This is a genomic window from Bdellovibrio sp. HCB209, assembly GCF_047306065.1.
GTDB lineage: Bacteria > Bdellovibrionota > Bdellovibrionia > Bdellovibrionales > Bdellovibrionaceae > Bdellovibrio.
In genome coordinates this window covers 282,807-300,369 of sequence record NZ_CP178618.1, presented here as the reverse complement: position 1 = coordinate 300,369, position 17,563 = coordinate 282,807, and the positions used below count along the sequence as shown (strand labels likewise).

Here is a 17,563-nt window from a genome sequence, read left to right as displayed (position 1 = left end):
TTACACATTATTTACATATTTAAACTAGCAGGTCAAGTGGGGTCTGTCTCAAGGTCTGTAGGCATTGGCGCCGCATTACCAGAAACTTGTTGAACCGGTACGAACTTCGCAGAAATCATCGCGTGAGCCTTATCGGCTATCGCACCACGATCATCGTTAGGACCAGGGTAAAGGATTTCCAAGTACTCCACCTCAGCAACAACGGATTTCAAACGCAGAGTTTTCCAGAAATACTCCACAAAGGTCGCATCTCCGTACCAGCAAACAGCATCGCGCCAGCGAGTATTGAAAGCCTCACCGTTAATGCTTCTAAAATTGATCACAACGGGTTGAATCGGTACACCCGCCTCAGCTGCTGCCATCATCAATGTGCGCTTAAAGGGAAGCACTCTCTCGCCATTTGTGGACGTTGCTTCAGGGTACAGAACGATATTCAAACCATCCTTCAAAGAATTCGCCAAACGCTTCATCTCCGATAGGATTTTAGTGCGGCTGCGGCGCTCAACATAGAAGCAACCAGCAAGCTCAGTCACCGGACCCAACAGCGGAGTCTCGCGCATTTCATTGGAGGTAATGAAAGACATCGGCTCGATTCCCGCAAGTAACAGGATATCCACGAAGCCCATGTGGTTCGCGACCAGTAAACTCCCCTGATGCTTTTCAGGCGGTTTATTGATGACGTTCAATTTGATATGAAGAGCATTTCGAGCAATCAGCCCACAGTACTTACTGGCATTAGCAGAAAATCTGCGACGACGCTTATTGCGATCACGAGTTACCGCCGCAATAAAGAGCGACGTGATCATATAAACGATCAAATAGTATAAAAAGATAACGGCCTTATAACTGCCACGAAAAATAGACGTAATTGCTTCCACGAGAACCATTATAGTGTGTCTACCGACAAAATGGTCAAGTCACGTTTCATATGCCAGTGATTCTCAGATCTCAACTAAACTAAAGTTGGTTAAGAACCCATCTTAAAACGTTTCCACAACGTGCTGTTGAGGTCTTCGCGCTGAAGGATGGTCAAGAAGTCTACACAGCGGAAGTCGCGGTCCCAAGCAGGCTCACCACCGATGAACGCGCCAATCTTTAAGTAGGCGCGGCACAACGGTGGCATCAAAGCTTCAGCCGTCTCTCTCTGAGTCTCCGTGAGAGAGTCTTGGTACTGAGCCTTAGCCTCTTTAATACCTGGCAAAGAGTAATCCGCTGTTGGACGAACTTTGAAAGCCTCAGCCACACGGCCTTCGTTTTCAAAGTAGGCCTGAAGCAGAGCTGCTTCCTGCGGATTTTCAGTCATCACAGTTGCACATCCAAAAAGGATTTTAGCATCTGTGGCATTCATGTACTCAGCAATCCCGCGCCATAACATAGATATAACGGCACCTCTGCGGAATTCTTTTTCAATGCATGCACGACCTAGTTCGATCTTAACACCCGGTTGTTGCAACAAAGTGTCCAGATTGAATTCATTAGAAGAGTAAAAGTTGTTCGTATGAAGAGAGCAGCGAATGCGGTAAGTCCCGATGATCTTGCCCGTGCGCTTTTCTTTGATAATCAGATGATCGCAATCGTAGTCGTAGGCATCGATATCCAAGCGACCTGATTTTTTTCCCAGCATCTCTGCGTGGAAAACTTCCCAACGAAGGCTTAAAGCCTCGCGAAGTTCTTCGGTGTCAGTCACCGTTTTTAAGATGAACGGGCCGACTTCAACGTTAATATTAACTTTAGACTTAAACTTGTGAAGTTTGTGAGTGCGTAGCTGATAAAAGGACTGAAGTGCTGTGAACATCTTGATTCCTCCGTTGAATCTCATGCACAGCTTATCGAAGTTTTATTCTTAACATTGTCAGAAGAAGATCAGAGGACTTACAGGATTTGGTTTGGAATCCCGACTAAAGAATAAGTGACGCCGCTTTATTCAAGCGATCAAAAAGAGATTCCCAACGCTCGCCCTGTTGATGAGGTTCGCGGTAGAACACGATACAGTCCGCACCCTTGATGGCAGCATCACGAAGCTTTCCATAGAATTCACGCGTCGCTAGCAACGGATCGGCCGAGAGTTTTAAAACCTCAGCCTTAGCGATCCCGCCCGCAGGTTTGATGATCTTGATGCTTTCGATTTCATCCGGAAGTTGCGTAATCTTTTCGTTTACTTCTTTAAGGATGTCTTCGACCTTACGGTCTGCCGTTAAGCTTACGATCAACGGAATCGGTGGCATATAGTGATGTTTCATATGACCTGGGGACTCGCGCTTATCGATTTTCTCAATAAACTCGAAAGTGAAGCCACCGGCCTCAAGAACGCGCTCAAGATCTGATTTCAAGACATGGCCGCGACGAAGAATCGAAAGCTCTACTTTATCAGGGCGATGACGAACCAAAAGAACCGTCGATTCGATCCCAATTTGGCAGTCGCCACCATCTAGAACAAAAACATTTTCATTTTTAAATTCTACGCGCACGTGGGAAGCAGACGTTGGCGAGGTACGGCCAAATTTATTAGCACTTGGAGCCGCCAAAGGAACATTGACCTCTTGAATAAGTGCCAACGCCAAAGGATGGTTGGGCATACGAATCCCAACTGATTCCAATCCCGATGTGATCATTCCGTTGATGGAGTTATCTTTAGGCAAAATCAAAGTCAGAGGACCCGGCCAAAAAGCTTCCGCCAAGGCTTGGGAAGCAGGTCCCCAGTATGCCGTCACCTTTTTTGCCATCTCAATCGAAGAGACATGAACAATCAATGGATCGAAAAAGGGGCGCTCTTTGGTCGTAAAGATCTTTTCAATCGCCGGAGGCATGTCGATACGAGCAGCCAACCCATACACAGTTTCCGTGGGAAGTCCGATGACTCCCCCTTCTTCCAGAATCTGTTGGGCTTTTTTTAAGGCCTCGTTATTCGACATCATGAACTATTTTTCCTCGCGTAAGATCGTCAAAGCACTTTCTTTTACAATATCTGCGCTAGCAAGGAAAGAGATCAATAGGCTTAAAGCAGTAATTATCCCCACTGAAATCAATGGCTGAGTGAGTGAGAACTGGAATCCGCCCTCAAAAATCAACCTATTCAGGGCAAAACTTACTCCCACACTTAGGAAAGAGCCTAAAAACGAGCTTACAAAAGCCAGGAATGCGAATTCAGTTAAGATAAACCCTGCCACCTCACGATGGCTGGCCCCTAGGATTTTAAGCATATTCATTTCCCAACGGCGCAGTTTAATTTGGCTGCGCACGATTGAAAACAGAACGATATAACCCGTGAAAAGAGCCAAGTAAGCCATAAGCTCTAGCGACCAACTCATTTTATCAGCGGTTTTCAAGGCATCATCGACAGTTCTAACCACATCGATCACTGAAACATTGGGGAACTTCGCCGCCAATTCATTTTGCAGAGATGCTCTTTGTTCCGGAGGCAAAGACGGAATCGCTGTGATGTGCGTTTTAGGCGCGTCGTTCAGCACTCCATTTTGAACCAGGACAAAGAAGTTCGGTTGAAATGTCGTCCACTTCACTTTACGAAGATTGACGATCTCTCCCTCAACCTCGACACCTTGAACGTCAAAGATGATCTTATCGCCCAGTTTGAAGTTCATACGATCCGCAAAACGCATTTCTACAGAAAGCTCTGCAATTTTATTCTTTTCTGGATCAAACAACGGCGCCATCGGGCGACCTTCAATGATCTCTTCGCTTTCTGACAACTTTTCGCGGTAGGAAAGATTCATCCCGCGATTACGGAAGCGCGCTTCGCGTTCTTCCTCGCGCGTTTTGAATCCTTGGGCTTCGATCTTTCTTTCATAATCTTGGCCATTTACTTTTAGGATTCTGGCGCGAACCATTGGAGAGTTTGCTAGAGCCTGAACATTGTTCTTAGTTAAGACGTCTTCAATGCCGCTGACCTGCTCATCTTGAATATCAAACATGAACAGCGATGGCAGAGCAGACTTTTGATCAATCTGTAAATCTGCCTGAAGTGAGTTCTTCAGCTGCGGCAGGATATTAATAAGAAGTGCCCCAAGACCTAATGCCACGAAAACTGCAAGACTTGCACCCGCACGACGTGAAAGCCCCAGGAAGCTGAACTTTAAATACCAACGGCTCAAATTCTTAAGAGTGCCAGCAAATTTCAGAACGAAATATCCAGAAAGCAACAGCAAGCCAATCGTTAGAACCAAAGATCCCGCAAACAGAGATCCAATTTTCCAAGAGTGAGCTTGATGAACAGAAAGACCATAGAACACCAAGATAGCCGGAATAAATGGCCAAACTCGGAAGCTGCCTTCATTCACCGCGAATTTTTCTTCGCTGAATAGTTTTGCAGCTTTCAGATCATAGATCTTCATTAGGAACGGAAGGCTCACTACAAAAGAACCCAACACCGCCATTAGCAGACACAAGGCCCATGCTTCCATCGCAACTTCTGGTTTCAAATTAAATGGCGTGAAGCTTCCCAGAACCTTAGTCAAAACTGGCAAAACAATTTCACTTAAAGCCACCGTGGGCAATGTCGCCAGCAATCCAAGCATTGACGCCTGCAAAACATAAACACCCACGGCCTGTATGCTCTGCAAACCCAATGTTCTTAGGATCGCAATTTCTTTCATGCGACTGTAAAGGAACATTCTATAGATATAAGCAGCACCAAGTGCTGACATAAAGAGCGCAATGATCGCGACCAATCCCAGATAGTCAGATAGGTAACCCAGCTGACGACCGGAATCCTCGCCCGCAGATGTCGGCGTATCTACTGAAATCGCCGCATCTGTTAGCTTCAAATACATATCGTCTTTAACTTTTGCTTCATCAGTGCCCTCAGGAAACTTAAACTGATAGGCTTGAGTGAACGTACTTCCGAACTGAATTAAACCAGATTCCGGCAGTAGTTTTAAATCGACGTACACACGTGGAGCCAAGGAAGCCATTCGGAATGTCTGGGTTTCGTCGCGATTAACGACATCAGAAATCTCCAGATCCAATTTTCCAATTTGCAGGCGGTCGCCGACTTGCAAATTCATCTGTTGCTGCAACTCTGGATAGATCCATACTTTGCGAGAGCTTAGGATTTCTTTTTCACTGCCAGGTCCGATGTTTTTTCCGCTTTGCATTTCCAGAGTTCCATAGAATGGATAACTCTGATCAACGGCTTTCACCATAACCAGGCGCGAACCCTTGCTAGAATTCATCATCGCAAAGAATTCATACATGCGGCCCGTCTGTGTTCCTGGAGGCAGAACAGACTTCATTTGTTCTTGTTCAGCTTCAGTCAATTCACGTCTTGCGGAAACCGCTAAGTCTGCTGAAAGAATATTTTTGGCGTTCTTCTCAAGCTCGCTTTGCAAAGTCACATTGAAGGCCTGCAAAGATACGAAGCCCGTTAAACCCAAACTTAGATTGAAAATAAAGAACAAGCCAAAGCGCCAACTGCGCACCAGCTCGCGAAGTGCTAATTTAAAAATCATCTATTGATCCTTTAGCATGCCTTCTTCGAGGCGAAGAGTGCGCTGACAACGTTTTGCCAAGGTTTCACTGTGAGTAACCAGAACAGTGGTGATGTTGTGTTTACGAACCACATCAAAGAACACATCCATGACCTTATCACCTGTGTGTGTATCCAAGTTTCCACTTGGTTCATCGGCCAATAAGATTTTTGGCTTCACCACCAAAGCACGAGCAATCGCAACACGTTGGCACTCACCACCGCTTAACTGACTTGGAAAGTGATCCAGGCGATGGCCCAATCCCAATTCGCGAAGCGCTTCTTCAGCACGAGCTTTCGGATTTTCCATTTTTAAGATCTCAAGAGCTAGCGCAACGTTTTCTAACGCCGTCAAATGCGCAATCAAATGATACTGCTGGAATACGATAGAAATATTCTGCGCACGGAACAACGTGAGCTGTTGCTCTGTCATCGGCGAAAGATTCACAGAATCCACAGAGATTTCCCCACGATCTGCTCTTTCTAGACCCGCCAAAATCGAAAGCAGCGTTGATTTACCACTGCCCGATTGCCCAACGATCGATACGATCTGTCCTGGTTCAATGCTGACATTCAACCCTTTTAGTACTGCGACTTCAGTGTCACCTTGATGAAAACTTTTGCGAATGTCTTTAAGGGTTAAACTCATAACTTGCCTTTCAATGCATTAAAGATCGTATCAGCGATAATCTTGTGACCTTCTTCGTTTGGATGAATGCCGTCTGCAAGATTGTATTTAGGATTTCCAGCGACTTTATCAAGGATGAACGGAATGAAGGTCAGCTTGTACTTCTTAGCTAAGTCCTCATACATTTTTTTAAATTTATCGGTGTAGTCTTTACCGTAATTCGGAGGCATATAAAGTCCTCCCAAAATCACTTCGACTTTTTCTTTCTGCGCATACTCGATCGCCGTTGCCAGATTTTTTTGGCTTTCTTCGACTTTCAATCCGCGCAAACCATCGTTCGCACCCAAAGCCAAAAACACCACATCAGGTTTTGATTTAAACAACCACTTCATTCTGGAAATTCCAGAAGCAGTTGTCGATCCACTGACACCTGCATTCACGATGGTCCACTCTTTCTTACCAGAATCATGAAGCTTCTTTTCAAAAAGAGCGGGATAAGCCGCTTCTTTAGAAACACCATAACCTTCAGTGATGGAGTCACCCAGGACGATTAATTTTTTTTGTGCGAAAGAGAGCGACGAGAATAAAAGTACGAACGTGATGATTAGACTTCTCATAGAGGACTATCAAACATCTTAACTGGTCTTTGTACAAGGCCAGAAAGAAAAAGCCCCAAGGGGTTTTCCCTCGGGGCTCAAATCATTTTTGTTAATTTAACAATCGATAAAACTAGCGATTGTAGTCGCGACGACCGCCGCCGTTACCGCCACCGCGGTTGTTATTGAAACCACCACGACGAGGACCACCACCTTCGCGAGGTGCTTGAGGACGAGCCTCAGAAACATTCAAAGCACGGCCGTTCATTTCGATGCCGTTGCCTTTTTCGATTGCAGCGTCAGCAGCTGAATCGTCAGTCATCTCAACAAAGCCGAAGCCTTTAGAGCGACCTGTTTCACGGTCCATGATAACTTTTGCGGAATCAACTGCACCGAATTGTGCAAAGTGATTGTGTAGAGACTCATCGTCTACTGTGTAAGGCAAATTGCCTACGTATAACTTCTTAGCCACGAAAGACCTCCTATGGTCGTTTTAAAAACCCGAGGAAGCCTTCGAACAACTTAAAATCGATACTCACACGGGGAACTTGGGTAAACTAGATTAAGGCTAGCATAGCCCAATTTCCGTGCAAGACCAATTTTACGATCTCATATTATTAAATTGCAATGGAACCGCGTAACTACCTGAACGAATTAGAGCTATACATTCCTGTAATTCATCGATGCTTTTTCCAGAAACTTTTACTTTATCATCGTTGATCGCAGGCTGAACTTTTAACTTAGCGTCTTTAATCGCTTTAATGATTTCTTTAGCTACTTCGCGGTCAATACCCTGCTGCAAAGTGACCTTTTGACGGAGCATCTTACCACCAACAGCTTCAATCTTATCAAACTTAGTAGCTTTGATATCGACTCCACGACGGTGAAGTTTAGTTTGAAGGATACTACCCATTTGTTCGATTTTATATTCATCTTCAGCAGACAAACTAATTTCTTTCTTATCCTTATCCCAACCAATCTCAGCCTTACTCCCCTTAAAGTCATAACGACCCTCAACCTCTTTACGAGCCTGATTAATCCCATTATCAACTTCTTGAAGATTCAACTCAGAAACAATATCAAACGAAGGCATAAAAATTTCTCCGAAATTTTTCGAAAATCGAAATTCGACAATCGAAAATAGTAATTTCAAACATCCCAAAAAAACAAAAACCAACTTCCCCTCTCTCAACAAAACGTCGCAGAAGGCAGTTGGTCAAAACGGTTCGAATGCAAGGCGGAGGGTTCTCGCTGCCACGTAGGCGTACTCAAAGTACGCCGGAGAGCAAGTGAGAGCCCGACAACGCAGCAGTCGGGCCGTTTTCACCAACTGTTCTAGTGGTGATGACCTGCATCCCCATGCAACCCATGTGGGTGGCCGTGTTGTTCTTCTTCTGGTGTGGCTGGTCTGATCAACATCATTTCGATATCGAACTCAAGCGCTTGGCCAGCTAGAGGGTGGTTACCATCTAGAGTTACGTGAGTGTCTGTGATTTTGCTTACGCGAACGATGTGTTGACCTTGACCCAATTCCAAACGCAAGTGCGCGCCGATTTCAAGTTGTGGCAGGTGAGCAAGTTCTTCTTTAGGAACTTCCATGAACATGTTATCGCGAACTTCGCCGTAACCATCTGCTGGAGAAAGCTTAACGTTTTTTTTGTCGCCTTCTTTCATGTCTTTGATTTGCTCTTCAAGTTTTGGAAGGATTTGTCCTGCACCTTCAAGGTATGGCAACGGTTGACCCTTTTCAGATTTATCAAGGATTTGACCATCTGGGCCTTTTAGAACGTAGTTAAATGCCAATACTCTTCTCATAATGAGTCTCCTTATTTGATACGTCCGTATCCCACTTTTCCTAGCCTTTTGGCAATATAAAAGCCCTCAACTCCCACACATTCGAGTATGCGCTTGAAATTACGTTCCAATATTAGATATACTAGTGTTTAGGAACGCACCAGAACGGGGGATACATGCAGCACATGACCTCACTGAGGTCCTTACTGCTTAACTCAAGCTACGAGCCCATGCGGGTTGTAAGTTGGCAAAAGGCCTTAATATTGTGGTTTCAAGACAAAGTGGAGATACTTGAGTATCACCAGACTTTCGCCCGGTCCTTCCAGCGAAGGTTTCAGCTCCCCAGCGTACTTCGTCTCAAAACGTACGTGAAACCGAGGGGCAGCCATGCTGTCCGATTCTGTCGAGAAAACGTTTATATCCGCGATAATTATACCTGCCAGTACTGTGGCGAAAAACTCAACGCCAAACAGCTCACTCTTGATCACGTCGTACCTGCCTCTCATAACGGACCGAAAAATTGGACAAATGTTGTTTCTGCTTGCCGTGACTGCAATCAGCGTAAAGCGAATCGCACTCCACGCACAGCGAATATGCCTTTGCTCACTGAGCCGCGCGCTCCAAACTGGTTGCCTACACTGGCACTGGAAATCAGCGCGGATCACGTTCCGCCCGACTGGGCTCCGTACCTGCTCTTAAAAATCGGATAGTCGTGACATCGTCCTTATTCCCAGCTAACCTTGATAAAAGGGGGCTTGCGTGAATAAGGACATTCACTCTCAGCTGGTCGCAGCTCTGACTACAATTATCAGTGAAACCAATGGTATCTCTTTGTCAGATACATTGGATCTATTGCTATCTTCTGATCTAAAACAAAGACATCCAGAGGCTTATCGCCAAGTTTTTGATTTCCGCGATCTTTTGAATAGCTTTCAAGTCAACGAAATCACAATCACGACTTTGCTGAAGCACCCACTCTCCGCCGCATTGTTTGAATTCTTCAAAAATTTTCCTCTGAAGTATCATGAAGAGCATATTCATTTAACGGGCGCGATCTCTGCTGATTTTATTTACCCTCGTCTGAAAAAACTTTTAGAGGGTCCGGACAAGGCCATCTACGAACAAAAGATCACTGAAGTTTACGGTCCCCAGGCTTTGCCAATCCGTAGCGAAGAGGACGTTGATAAGTTAATCCGTCTTCAAGAAAACGAAGGCTTTGCTCGCTATCTAAAGATTTTGTATCTGCCTAAGTTGATCTTTTTGAATCGCGAAGTTCACGCCGAGGCCGCGTACCATATGGCCCGCGATCTTTATTACAACTTCAACGTGGGTTCTGTCCGTCTTAAGTTTTCTTTATCACGCTCCACTTCCAGTTCTTCGGAACAAATTCCAGGGATTGATGATGTCACTCCGGAAGATGTGGTTCTGGGGCTTTATGACGGATTTAAAAAGTTTCAGGATGAGCACAGTAATTTTAAATTCATCCTTTCCCCGTCTTTCCGTAAAGAAGCCAATCACTTTGATGCGGAAAACTTTAAGACTCGTAAAGAGCACTTCATGGCTCAAATCGATGAATTAGTTCACATGCTGGATAAGTATCCTCACTTACAAAAAGTGATGACTGACGCCGACACCGTGGGTGACGAGCGCGAGCTTTACCGCAAAGAACATTTCAACGAAATGAAGTCTGGCTTTAGAAAATTGCAGTATCGCGGTTTCAAGATCCGTTCGCATCACGGCGAAACTTGGCACACGCTTAAAAAAGGTATTCAGGCCGTGGATAATGCCATGAACATTTGGCATATCGACACACTTGAGCACGGTATCAGCTTGGGTATTAATCCAAATAAATACTTCCACCGTCTTTATCAGGATTTCGTTAAACGCAACGAAGAGGGCAAAGGTTTCACTGAAAAAGATCCTTTGTACCGTGAGCTCACTGAACTTGATTGGGCCGACAATCGCCATGTTCTGGATAAACTCCTGAAGGGCGAGCGCCTCAACGAAGATGAAAAAGTTTTGTTGGTTAAAGCAAAGTTCCACACAGCCCGCGAGGTAGAGCACTACCAGCATGACGTTTTGAATCGTATGATCCAAAAAGGTGTGACTCTAGTTTCCCTGCCGTCTTCGAATAACAAACTGACTGGTAAGTTTGAAGACTATAAAGACCACCCGTTTTCTTGGTGGGAGAAAAAAGGCGTGCAGCTTGGCGTGGGTACAGACAACCACGTAACCCTAAATACGAACTTTATCTACGAGATGTTGATCCTACTTTACACAGATGCGGTGAACTTAAAAATCACCAAGCTTTTGATGGTAACTACGGGCGAAAGCCGTCGTCCTTATATCAGCCATCTATTGTGGACAATGCGCAAACGACTTAAGAATCTTGAAAAATAAAAGAGAGACAGCAGAGTAATGACAGCTAAGAGAAATCTACTTAAAGAGTTATTCAGTAAAAACATGCTTATCATCCTGCTTTTGGGGTTCTCCAGTGGTTTGCCACTAGCCCTTACGGGCGGAACACTGAAAACATGGCTTTCTCGTGAGCATGTGGACATCGGCACCATTGGCTATTTTAGTTGGGTTGGTATCGCTTATTCTCTGAAATTCATCTGGTCGCCTTTGTTGGATCGTTACACACTCTTCAAGGCAGGACGTCGTCGCTCGTGGATGATTGTCACACAAGTAGCCTTGATGGGTTGCCTGCTATACTTGGGTACGTTGAATCCTTTGGAAAATCTAAGTGTCATGGCGGCGATGGCCGTACTTGTTGCATTCTTTAGTGCAACCCAAGATATTGCGATCGATGCTTATCGCCGCGAGCTTCTTTCAAATGAAGAACTTGGACTGGGTTCGTCTCTTAACATTTATGGCTATCGAATTGCGATGTTGATTTCTGGCGGTGCCGGTATCGGCCTTGTGGGTTCTAGCTTCTGGCCGATCACTTGGGGACAGTTGTATTTCATGATGGCAGGCTTCATGGCTGTCGGTTTAATTACGACCCTGTTTGCTCCAGAGCCAAAGCTCGATACACCTCCACCGAAAACACTGCTGCAAGCAGTTGTCGATCCTTTCGCTGAGTTCTTAAAAAGACCTGGCGCTGGATACATTCTTTCCTTCGTTCTGTTGTTTAAAATCGGTGATGCTCTAGCTGGATCTCTGCTGAATCCATTCTATGTTGAGATGGGATTCTCAAACGCTGACATTGGTTTGATCGCTAAGACTTTTGGTTTCGCTTCATCTTTGATTGGCATGTTCCTGGGCGGGATCGCGATTTTCTACATCGGTATTTATCGCTCGCTTTGGGTCTTTGGTATTTTGCAGGCAGTTTCCACGGCAGCTTTCGCGATTCTTACATACACTGGCAGTCAGCTAGTTCCATTCGCAGCTGTTATTGTTCTTGAAGACATCAGCACAGGGATGGCAACTTCTGCCTTTGTTGCATTCATGGCGGCACTGACTAACAAGAAATACACCGCGACTCAGTATGCAATCCTTTCGAGTGTTGCAACTCTTGGCCGCACGTTCTTTTCCGGATTTGCTGGCGATATCGTTAAACAATTCGGTTGGGCAAACTTTTTCTACATTTGTGCGCTCATTGCAATTCCAGGATTGCTGATGCTCATCGGAATGAAAAAGTATCACACAGATCAAGCACTCGATTCATAAACATCATTCGATTGTTCGGTGTATGTTTACACTGGATCTACTCCACATTCTCTGCCCCCCTTAGCATGGGGGCATGTATATCGGAAACTTTCACTCGATTGAGCCTCCTTATCAGGTTTCTCAAAACGACTGCCTAGATTGGCTTTCAACGGCTCATCATTTGGCACAAAAAGAACAAACACACACGAAGGAAGAGTATTTAAAACTGCTTCATCGTGTGGGATGTTCAGAACAACAGATCAATCAAAGATACTTCTTCGTGCCCGATGTTTCTCAAAAAAATTGGGAAGATAACAAAATATATCCACTCTCCATCAGCAGACGCGGTGTTAGCATGCATCACCGCCATGAGTTCTATCACAAAACGGTGCGGGAACTGTTTGAACAGATCTATGCATCTCGCACCTATCCCGACGACATGATTCATGTCAGCTGCACCGGATATGTTTCGCCCAGTGCCGCACAACTTGTCGCTTTGAAATCTTCTAAGCCGGTGACTGTCACTCATTCCTATCACATGGGATGTTATGGAGCTTTTCCAGCTTTGCGAATGGCATCTGGATTTTTGGCAAACCAAGAAATTTTAGGTGATAAACATTCCGTAGATCTAGTTCACACTGAACTTTGCAGCCTACACATGAACCCCGAAGATCCAACCTTAGAGCAAATGGTGATTCAAAGCCTGTTCGCTGATGGATGCATCGCCTATCGCATGAGTCACGAAGCACCCCCATCGGGATTTAAGATGCTTTCCCTTTACGAAGAAATCATTCCCGACACGGCTGACGCCATGGAGTGGATGGTTTCTGATTGGGGAATGAAAATGACTTTATCTAAAGACGTTCCCTTTATGGTCGGAGCTAAAATCACAGAGTTCACCACGCGCTGGCTTGAGAAACGTGGATTCGATCTTAATCACATCCAAAAAAATGCTATCTTTGCGGTTCATCCAGGGGGACCTAAGATCATCGATCAAATTGCACATCACTTAGAATTGCGCGACTTACAAGTTGATGCCAGTCGAAATCTTTTACGTCGCCGAGGAAATATGTCATCAGCGACACTGCCTCATGTGTGGGACGCCATTAGCAAAGATGATGCAATTACCGCAGGAACACCCGTTGTGAGCTTTGCCTTTGGCCCCGGCCTGACCGTATGCGCAGGGCTGATGGAGAAACTATGAGTGCTTTCTTAGTCGCCGCTGGTTTTCAAGCTGTGGTGATTATGGTTGATGAATTCTTTTATCACCATAAACGCGGCTTGCCCCGTTGGGAAAGAATTGGTCATCCCATGGATACGGCGACAGTTCTTGCTTGCTTGTTCTTTATTGGCCTCGCACCGCGAACGCCACTTAATGAAATCATATACTGTTCGCTTGCGATCTTTTCTTGTTTCTTTATCACCAAGGACGAGTGGGTTCATCGCAAGCACTGCTCCGCCGCTGAAATGTGGCTGCATGCTTTACTATTCGTGGTGCATCCCATTTTACTTTTTTCGGCATACTACGAATGGGAACAGAACCAGAATCTATTCTTGTTAGCATCCGTTGGGATTGTGATCTTTTTTATCTATCAGATCGTTTATTGGAACTTCATTGAATACAAACTACAAGAGCGGCGCAAAGCCGCTCTTTACACTCGCCACACTGAGGACGAGCTTTATGAATACTTCGGAGAATAATCCTAGAACTCAGCGGTCATTGGGTTTGGACCAATACGACCGTCTTTGGCATCTAACTTTTCAATTTTTGCCATATCATCTGCACCAAGTTTAAAGTCATTCACTTCAAAGTTTTCTTTGATACGAGACGGAGTAACTGATTTTGGAATCACGATAAAGTTATTCTGCAAATGCCAACGAAGGATCACTTGCGCCGGAGTTTTACCATGCTTATCTGCGATTTCTTTAATCGCATTGCTATTGATCGCTTTACCTTGACCCAACGGACTCCAGCACTCTGTGAAAATTCCGTGTTTTGCATGAAACTCTCTCAGTTCTTTTTGCTGAAAGTTTGGATGAAGTTCGATTTGATTTAAGACTGGCACTTCACCTGTCGCATCGATAATACGAGTTAGGTGTTCAGGCATAAAGTTCGAAACACCGATGGATTTTGCCTTACCTTGCTTTTTGATTTCTACCATTGCCTTCCATGTTTCCATGTAAAGACCACGCTGTGGAGAGGGCCAGTGCACAAGATAGAGGTCCACTTGCTCAATTCCCAATTTTTTTAAACTGGAATCCACGGCCTTCATCGCTTTGTCATAACCTTGATCTTCATTCCAAAGCTTGGTCGTGATGTACATGTCGTTACGAGCCAGTCCGCTATTTTTAATCGCACGACCTACACCCGCTTCATTGCGATAGATGGCCGCTGTATCGATGGAACGATAGCCAACCTTAAAGGCCTCACTCACCGCTGCTTCAGCTCCATCATCCGATACCTGCCAAACTCCGAAACCAAGTTGTGGCATTTTCGTATTGTCTCTAAGTGTAACTGAAGCTTGAGTGTTCATAGTGATTCCTTCTGCATTATGTTTTTACGCCAGCGTGATCCAACCCCAAAGGATGGCTCCCAAAGTGATGCTGCCAACGATGATCCATAGTAAAACACCTTGAATCAAAGGTCGCACGCCGACACTGCGTAATGTGTCGCGAGTCAGATTAGCGCCGATCAAAAACAAAGTGACCACTAAAAGTCGCTTGGCAAGGTCGTTCACGAATTTTCCTGGTTCTTGAAGCTGAGGAATCCAAGTAACTAGAGCAGCTGCTAGTAAAAAACCAAGAATGAACCACGGGAATTTAGTTTTGCCCGCTGATGATTCTTGCTTGCGTGAAGTCAGATAACCAAAAAACAACGTCACCGGAACAATCCACAACGCTCTGGCAAGTTTAACTGTTGTTCCAACTTCCAAAGCATGCGGACCATATTGCAAAGTAGAACCTACAACAGAGCTTGTGTCATGAATCGCCAAGGCACTCCACAGACCAAATTGCCCCTCTGTCAAATTGAAGTGATGACCCACAAATGGGAAAACGATCAACGCCAAAGCATTTAGCAAAAACACCACACCCAAAGAAACTGAAATCTCGTGAGGTTTTGCTTTGATCGAAGACGACACCGCCGCAATAGCACTGCCTCCGCAAATCGCCGTTCCGGCTGAGATCAGAATCGAAGTGTCTCTTTCAGTTTTAAGAATTTTTCCTAAGATATACCCAACGATCAAAGTCAGAGAAATCCCAAGTACCGTATAGCCCACACCCTGAGCCCCGACTCTGCCGACGACGTTCAAATCCATACCCGCACCCAAGCCGATCACGGCGATGCTCAGTAAGTTGGAAGTGAGCTTGCGAGTTTTTGCGATATAGGGATTACCGACTGTCACCGCGATAACCAATCCCAGCACCAAGGCAAGGGCTGAGGAAAGTGGAACCGCGAAACTGACGACGGCGATCAAAGGAATAAGAGTCATCGATGCTAGATATTGGATTCTTTGTATGTTCATCCAATCACAGTAGCGTAAAAAAATGATTCTTGCTCCTAAATTAAAGTTAAGCTCCAATATTTAAAAGGGGATTTTATATGAAAGCTAAATTGCCATTGATTGCACGTGTACTTTTCGGTTTGGTGTTCTTCGCTTCTGGGGTTGCGAGCCTGTTGCAGCAGATGAACCTTTTGCCACCTCCACCAATTGATGGAATGTCGCCAGCGATGCTGACGTACTTCCAAGGGCTCATGGCTTCGGTTTACTTTATGCCTTTCTTGAAAATCACCGAAACCATCTGCGGCCTATTGATTATCATGGGCTGGTGGGTGCCTCTTTGCCTAGTGATCCTGGCGCCGGTTGTTCTGAATATTTTCCTAGTCCATGCATTCCTGGCTCCAAGTGGATTGCCGGTCGCTCTAATCCTAGGCGTTCTGATGATTTACCTGTCTTTCTTCTCTCCCTACTCGCCTAAAATTAAGGCTCTATTTCATAAAAAATAGTAAATAATTCAGCAAGTTGGACATGGTGGACCTCTCCGTGATAGAGGTCTGCCATGAAATTTGAAAAATTCCACCTCTCCGAGGACCTTCTTCGCAACCTCAACGATAGCGGCTACTTCCGTACGACTGATATTCAGTTTAAAGCCATTCCTTCCATCTTGAAGGGCGAAGACGTTTTGGCAATTGCCCAAACGGGAACAGGTAAAACTGCGGCATTCGCAATTCCAATCATCGACATGATCCACGCTGAAAAATCCAGTAAGCGTGCTGTCGGCATCAAATGTTTGGTGATGGTGCCTACTCGCGAGTTGGCTCAGCAAATCGGCGAAGTCTTCAACAAACTTTGCAAACACACGAAAGTAAAACCTTTCGCTTTGTTCGGTGGTATCGAACAAGATGCTCAAATTAAAAAATTGGGCGACGGCATCGACGTGTTGATCGCAACACCAGGCCGTATGTTTGACCTTCACGCTCAAGGCTTCATCAATTTGAACTTCATCCAATACCTAGTTTTGGATGAGGCGGATCAAATGCTTGATCTAGGTTTCATTGATGACATCACTGATATCAAACGCAAAATGAACCACCGTCATCAGACGTTGTTCTTTTCTGCGACGATCAATCCAGAAATCAAAAAGTTGGCTTACTCTCAAGTTCGCTCCAGTGCGATCCGCATTGAGATTTCTCCGGAAGATCCCGTTTCAAAAAACGTACAGCACTTTGTGATGTTCGTTGAAATGGATGACAAACGTTTCTTCTTGGCTGAATACATCAACCAAAATACCGATGGTAAGTTTATCGTCTTTGTACGAACACGTGTGCGTGCTGAGCGCGTTGCTAAAGCTTTAGAACGTGTAAACATCGCATCCATCACTTTGCATGGTGAAAAAGATCAAACAGACCGTGCGGAAGTTCTAAATACATTCCGTAAGGGTGACTGCAAAATCATGATCGCCACTGACGTTAGCGCCCGTGGTATCGACATTCCAGATGTCACTCATGTGATTAACTACGACTTGCCAGAAAAACCAGAAAACTACGTTCACCGTATCGGTCGTACTGGTCGTGGTTTCAACAAAGGTATCGCTGTTTCATTCTGCGCAACTGAAGAAAAAGAACTGCTTGCTGATATCGAGGCTATGTTAAATAAGCCCGTACAAGTTATGAAGGTTAATAAAGCTGATTATAAGATCATCGCTTCACAACCTGAAACTTCAAGCATCGATCAAAGCCTTCAAGCCTTGTTGGATAGCGAGGATTTGTTCTCGAATCCACGCAAAGCTAAGTGGAAAAAGAAATAAATTTCTGTCAAAAGCGCTGACCAAAATTTGGACAGCGCTTTCACCTATTTTCAGACCTAACCCCCTCAAATCCCTCTGATACCTCCCTACATATGGCATAGGATT

Annotated in this window: 18 protein-coding genes; 7 read left to right on the top strand and 11 right to left on the bottom strand. The window is 45.1% G+C overall.

The window, feature by feature from the left end; genetic code table 11:
• Positions 1-32 precede the first annotated feature (32 nt).
• From ACLVWP_RS01575 to ACLVWP_RS01535, 9 genes are all read right to left on the bottom strand, one after another.
• On the bottom strand, positions 33-878 hold the full coding sequence (locus ACLVWP_RS01575) for a lysophospholipid acyltransferase family protein (RefSeq protein WP_413559588.1): 846 nt from the start codon (positions 876-878) through the stop codon (positions 33-35).
• 89 nt (positions 879-967) lie between these two features.
• Positions 968-1,819: a GNAT family N-acetyltransferase gene (locus ACLVWP_RS01570; RefSeq protein WP_413559587.1), complete on the bottom strand. Its 852-nt coding sequence runs from the start codon at positions 1,817-1,819 to the stop codon at positions 968-970.
• Between the two features lie 79 nt (positions 1,820-1,898).
• A complete protein-coding gene (locus ACLVWP_RS01565) occupies positions 1,899-2,915 on the bottom strand; it encodes an L-threonylcarbamoyladenylate synthase (RefSeq protein WP_413559586.1) in 1,017 nt (338 codons plus the stop codon).
• 3 nt (positions 2,916-2,918) lie between these two features.
• Positions 2,919-5,465, bottom strand: a complete 2,547-nt coding sequence (locus ACLVWP_RS01560; RefSeq protein ID WP_413559585.1) for an ABC transporter permease — start codon at positions 5,463-5,465, stop codon at positions 2,919-2,921.
• A complete protein-coding gene (locus ACLVWP_RS01555) occupies positions 5,466-6,131 on the bottom strand; it encodes an ABC transporter ATP-binding protein (RefSeq protein ID WP_413559584.1) in 666 nt (221 codons plus the stop codon).
• Positions 6,128-6,727, bottom strand: coding sequence for an arylesterase (locus ACLVWP_RS01550; RefSeq protein WP_413559583.1), 600 nt, complete (start codon positions 6,725-6,727; stop codon positions 6,128-6,130). Before ACLVWP_RS01550 ends, ACLVWP_RS01555 begins: the two co-directional genes overlap by 4 nt.
• 112 nt (positions 6,728-6,839) lie before the next feature.
• Positions 6,840-7,178, bottom strand: a complete 339-nt coding sequence (locus ACLVWP_RS01545) for an RNA recognition motif domain-containing protein (protein WP_413559582.1) — start codon at positions 7,176-7,178, stop codon at positions 6,840-6,842.
• A gap of 129 nt (positions 7,179-7,307) precedes the next feature.
• A complete protein-coding gene (locus tag ACLVWP_RS01540; RefSeq protein ID WP_413559580.1) occupies positions 7,308-7,799 on the bottom strand; it encodes a YajQ family cyclic di-GMP-binding protein in 492 nt (163 codons plus the stop codon).
• A gap of 242 nt (positions 7,800-8,041) precedes the next feature.
• Positions 8,042-8,521 carry an FKBP-type peptidyl-prolyl cis-trans isomerase gene (locus ACLVWP_RS01535; protein ID WP_413559579.1) on the bottom strand — a complete coding sequence of 160 codons (480 nt, stop codon included), beginning with the start codon at positions 8,519-8,521 and terminating at the stop codon, positions 8,042-8,044.
• A gap of 347 nt (positions 8,522-8,868) precedes the next feature.
• Here ACLVWP_RS01535 and ACLVWP_RS01530 point away from each other — a divergent pair, with 347 nt between their 5' ends.
• From ACLVWP_RS01530 to ACLVWP_RS01510, 5 genes are all read left to right on the top strand, one after another.
• Positions 8,869-9,210, top strand: coding sequence for an HNH endonuclease (locus ACLVWP_RS01530; protein ID WP_413559578.1), 342 nt, complete (start codon positions 8,869-8,871; stop codon positions 9,208-9,210).
• Between the two features lie 49 nt (positions 9,211-9,259).
• The gene (locus ACLVWP_RS01525) at positions 9,260-10,900 is read left to right on the top strand and encodes a hypothetical protein (protein ID WP_413559577.1); all 1,641 of its coding nucleotides are present in this window, start codon (positions 9,260-9,262) and stop codon (positions 10,898-10,900) included.
• 18 nt (positions 10,901-10,918) lie between these two features.
• A complete protein-coding gene (locus ACLVWP_RS01520; protein ID WP_413559576.1) occupies positions 10,919-12,172 on the top strand; it encodes an AmpG family muropeptide MFS transporter in 1,254 nt (417 codons plus the stop codon).
• A gap of 73 nt (positions 12,173-12,245) precedes the next feature.
• Positions 12,246-13,355 (top strand): 3-oxoacyl-[acyl-carrier-protein] synthase III C-terminal domain-containing protein, encoded by a 1,110-nt coding sequence (locus tag ACLVWP_RS01515; protein WP_413559574.1) that lies wholly within the window; start codon positions 12,246-12,248, stop codon positions 13,353-13,355.
• Complete coding sequence (locus ACLVWP_RS01510) at positions 13,352-13,852, top strand: hypothetical protein (protein WP_413559573.1); 501 nt, start codon at positions 13,352-13,354, stop codon at positions 13,850-13,852. Before ACLVWP_RS01515 ends, ACLVWP_RS01510 begins: the two co-directional genes overlap by 4 nt.
• Positions 13,853-13,854: 2 nt before the next feature.
• Here ACLVWP_RS01510 and ACLVWP_RS01505 read toward each other — a convergent pair whose 3' ends face one another.
• Together ACLVWP_RS01505 and ACLVWP_RS01500 are read right to left on the bottom strand one after the other, a co-directional pair.
• Entirely contained in the window at positions 13,855-14,685 is an 831-nt protein-coding gene (locus ACLVWP_RS01505) for an aldo/keto reductase (protein ID WP_413559571.1), read from the bottom strand.
• 24 nt (positions 14,686-14,709) lie between these two features.
• Complete coding sequence (locus tag ACLVWP_RS01500) at positions 14,710-15,675, bottom strand: YeiH family protein (RefSeq protein WP_413559569.1); 966 nt, start codon at positions 15,673-15,675, stop codon at positions 14,710-14,712.
• A 77-nt stretch (positions 15,676-15,752) separates the two neighbouring features.
• Between ACLVWP_RS01500 and ACLVWP_RS01495 the strand changes: the two genes are divergently transcribed.
• Positions 15,753-16,157 carry a DoxX family membrane protein gene (locus ACLVWP_RS01495; protein WP_413559567.1) on the top strand — a complete coding sequence of 135 codons (405 nt, stop codon included), beginning with the start codon at positions 15,753-15,755 and terminating at the stop codon, positions 16,155-16,157.
• A 53-nt stretch (positions 16,158-16,210) separates the two neighbouring features.
• Complete coding sequence (locus ACLVWP_RS01490) at positions 16,211-17,458, top strand: DEAD/DEAH box helicase (RefSeq protein WP_413559565.1); 1,248 nt, start codon at positions 16,211-16,213, stop codon at positions 17,456-17,458.
• Positions 17,459-17,563 lie beyond the last annotated feature (105 nt).

Bases quoted from the DNA above. Each gene is read 5' to 3' on its own strand.
- ACLVWP_RS01565 (WP_413559586.1), bottom strand. From the start codon at position 2,915: ATGATGTCGAATAACGAGGCCTTAAAAAAAGCCCAACAGATTCTGGAA.
- ACLVWP_RS01560 (WP_413559585.1), bottom strand. From the start codon at position 5,465: ATGATTTTTAAATTAGCACTTCGCGAGCTGGTGCGCAGTTGGCGCTTT.
- ACLVWP_RS01555 (WP_413559584.1), bottom strand. From the start codon at position 6,131: ATGAGTTTAACCCTTAAAGACATTCGCAAAAGTTTTCATCAAGGTGAC.
- ACLVWP_RS01495 (WP_413559567.1), top strand. From the start codon at position 15,753: ATGAAAGCTAAATTGCCATTGATTGCACGTGTACTTTTCGGTTTGGTG.
- ACLVWP_RS01520 (WP_413559576.1), top strand. From the start codon at position 10,919: ATGACAGCTAAGAGAAATCTACTTAAAGAGTTATTCAGTAAAAACATG.
- ACLVWP_RS01510 (WP_413559573.1), top strand. From the start codon at position 13,352: ATGAGTGCTTTCTTAGTCGCCGCTGGTTTTCAAGCTGTGGTGATTATG.
- ACLVWP_RS01550 (WP_413559583.1), bottom strand. From the start codon at position 6,727: ATGAGAAGTCTAATCATCACGTTCGTACTTTTATTCTCGTCGCTCTCT.
- ACLVWP_RS01570 (WP_413559587.1), bottom strand. From the start codon at position 1,819: ATGAGATTCAACGGAGGAATCAAGATGTTCACAGCACTTCAGTCCTTT.
- ACLVWP_RS01515 (WP_413559574.1), top strand. From the start codon at position 12,246: ATGTATATCGGAAACTTTCACTCGATTGAGCCTCCTTATCAGGTTTCT.
- ACLVWP_RS01535 (WP_413559579.1), bottom strand. From the start codon at position 8,521: ATGAGAAGAGTATTGGCATTTAACTACGTTCTAAAAGGCCCAGATGGT.
- ACLVWP_RS01490 (WP_413559565.1), top strand. From the start codon at position 16,211: ATGAAATTTGAAAAATTCCACCTCTCCGAGGACCTTCTTCGCAACCTC.
- ACLVWP_RS01500 (WP_413559569.1), bottom strand. From the start codon at position 15,675: ATGAACATACAAAGAATCCAATATCTAGCATCGATGACTCTTATTCCT.
- ACLVWP_RS01505 (WP_413559571.1), bottom strand. From the start codon at position 14,685: ATGAACACTCAAGCTTCAGTTACACTTAGAGACAATACGAAAATGCCA.
- ACLVWP_RS01540 (WP_413559580.1), bottom strand. From the start codon at position 7,799: ATGCCTTCGTTTGATATTGTTTCTGAGTTGAATCTTCAAGAAGTTGAT.